Annotated in this window: 2 protein-coding genes and 1 pseudogene; 1 reads left to right on the top strand and 2 read right to left on the bottom strand. The window is 70.0% G+C overall.

What is annotated here, in order from left to right:
• Nucleotides 1-128, top strand: a pseudogene (locus PUR56_RS40640) (IS5/IS1182 family transposase); the annotation flags it as partial.
• A gap of 417 nt (nt 129-545) precedes the next feature.
• Here the strand turns inward: PUR56_RS40640 and PUR56_RS40635 are convergent.
• Together PUR56_RS40635 and PUR56_RS40630 are read right to left on the bottom strand one after the other, a co-directional pair.
• On the bottom strand, nt 546-1,304 hold the full coding sequence (locus tag PUR56_RS40635) for a hypothetical protein (RefSeq protein ID WP_329952666.1): 759 nt from the start codon (nt 1,302-1,304) through the stop codon (nt 546-548).
• A gap of 585 nt (nt 1,305-1,889) precedes the next feature.
• Nucleotides 1,890-2,470: MFS transporter (locus tag PUR56_RS40630; protein WP_329952665.1), on the bottom strand; the 581-nt coding region annotated here is incomplete at its 5' end.

Here is a 2,470-nt window from a genome sequence, read left to right as displayed (position 1 = left end):
AGCGCACCGTCGCCTGGCTCGGCGGCTTCCGCCGACTCCACCGCCGCTACGAACGCAAGGCCGACCACTTTGCAGCCTTCGCCAGCATCGCAGCCGCCCTCATCTGCCACCGCCGACTCTCCAAATGAGATGACTTCTTAGGGTCCGGCGGCGAGGGCCAGGAGCAGGCCCGCGTCGGTCACCTCGGTGACGGTGCCCTTGGCGAGGCCGCCGTGGGTCAGCAGGTGGAGTCACTCCGCAGTGTCGTCGCAGGTCACCGGGGGTAAACACCCGCGTTCGCACCGCTGGCCGGCGTACTGGTGCTGCTCGCCCGCTGCGCCGCCGTACCCTGGGCGACCGCCGTCGCCATCGCCGGAGTCTCCGGCAGCCCCCTGCGGCCGCATCGACACTCCGCACCACCCTCCCGGGCCGCACCACAGCCAGGCAGCCCACAGAGTGATCGTCCCGAACCCGACCAACACCCCTCAGCGAAATGAGCAACAGAGTCCGCACGCGTCGCCGGGCCGGGCCCCGGTTCCGGGGCCCGGCCCGGCGACGCGTGCGGATCAGCAGGTACCGAGGTCCTGCCAGACGCCCCACTGACCGGTGGTGCCGGGCTCCTCGCCCAGCGTCCACCACTTGGCGCTCCACCGGTGGCCCGTCCACGAGACGGTGTTGCCACCGATGTAGACCTGTGCGCCGACCCAGGAGGCGGTGGAGCACGCCGGGGCGGTGCCGGTCACGGTGAGCGTGTAGGTCGCGGAGGACGTGGCCGAGGTGCCGGTCAGCGTGCCCTTGACCGTCAGCGTGTAGGTGCCGGGGACGACGGTGGACACGGTCGACACCGACAGGGCGGCGCTGGAGCTCCCGTTGACCGAGGACGGGCTGACCGAGGCGGTGACCCCCTCAGGGACGCCGCTGACCGTCATCGCGATGGACGTGTTCGAGCCGTTGTTGATGATGGCCGTGCTCACGGTCGCGGTGGTCGACGAGCCGGCGGTCACCGTGCCCGAGGACGGGCTGACCTGCACCTGGATGGCGGGCACCTGGACACTCGACGCGGAGGGCGACGGGGAGGAGGCGGTGGCGGCGGCTTGGAGGAAGGCCGTCGTCGGGTACTTGTCACCCGGCTGCGAGGCGAGCTTGGACAGGCTGTCGCCGGCCCGGGCCTCGACGTACGGGGCGAAGACCTGGGCGGGCAGTGGGGTGCCCGCCGCACGGGCGGTGCCGGTGCCGGTGCCGGTGAGCGCCACGCCGGCGATGGCGGCGGCCGTGACGGCTCCGGCGAGCAGGGCTCGGAGTGGTGCGCGAACGGGTCCGGCCATGGACCGCGCTCCCTTCGAAGGTGGGGACTTCGGCGACCTGAAGCACTCTGGCCTGGACCAATACTGGTGGTCTGGACCACCCGACTGTCAAGAGTCCTTACCAAGCTCTTGGGCTCAGTGGTTCCGCCGCACGAGCCACGGCAGCTCCAGAGTTCCTGCGGGCCGCGCTCCGCGTCGACTGGAACACCCGCCAGGTCACCACCTGCCCCGAAGGCCGCACCAGCACCGGCTGGTACCCCGTCACCCAGCGACAGAGCGTACGGAACTGGCCTTCAGCGCGGAGGTCGAACGACTTCGCGGCAGACCAGCAGCTGGTGGCGGCCGCCGGGGCGGGGAGCCGGAGCCGGGTCGTCTCTTCGGTACCGGCAGAGTTCAGGAGGTTCCTCGTCAAGATCGACCAGGAGGTTCCCGCGGGGCTCGACATTCACCTGATCTGCGACAACCACAGAACCACAAGACCCCGGCGATCCGCACGTGGGTCAAGCGCCGGAACGAGGACCCCACGCCGTTGACCTGGACCAAGACCGCTGACGAGATCCTCGACTCCCTCGCCCGATTCTGCCGACGGACCTCCGGCGCAGGACACTAGCGTCGGATCGTGAGGGCGACGAGCGCGCTGCACACGCAGCACCCGGCCACGAAGAAGAAGATGAGGTCGGTGCTGCCGGTGCTGTCCATCAGGCCGCCGATGAAGGGCTCGGCGGTTCCGGCGAAGAGGTAGGCGAAGCAGTTGACGGCGCCGGTGGCGGTGCCGGCCATCCGCTTGCCCGCGATGTCGGGGCAGAGCGCCCAGAACGAGGACTGCGGGCCGTAGACGAAGAAGCCGGTGAGGAAGAGGACCACGATGCCGGTCGTGACGTTCAGCGGCGCGAGGTACATGGTCATGGAGGCGGCAGCGCCCATGACCATGAAGAGGATGATGGGGCGGTCCCGGCGGGCTCCGAAGAGCCGGTCGGAGATCTGGCCGTTGGTGAGTGCGCCGACCGCCATGCCGACGGGCAGCGCGACCGAGATCCACAGCGGGTTGATGCCGCCGCCGCCCTTCTTCCAGTTCTCGCCGAGGAAGTAGACCGGGACCCAGATCAGCAGGCCGTAGCGGGCGGTGTTCTGGAACCCGATGGCGATGCCGGTGGACCAGATCTTGGGGTTGCGCAGCACGGTCTTGT

This window comes from Streptomyces sp. BE303 (assembly GCF_036290945.1).
Classification (GTDB): Bacteria; Actinomycetota; Actinomycetes; order Streptomycetales; family Streptomycetaceae; genus Kitasatospora.
The sequence above is the reverse complement of the archived record's forward strand: the minus strand, read 5'-3'. Positions and strand labels throughout refer to the sequence as shown.

Excerpts from the sequence above, each read along its gene's own strand:
- PUR56_RS40635 (WP_329952666.1), bottom strand. The coding sequence starts at position 1,304 with ATGGCCGGACCCGTTCGCGCACCACTCCGAGCCCTGCTCGCCGGAGCC.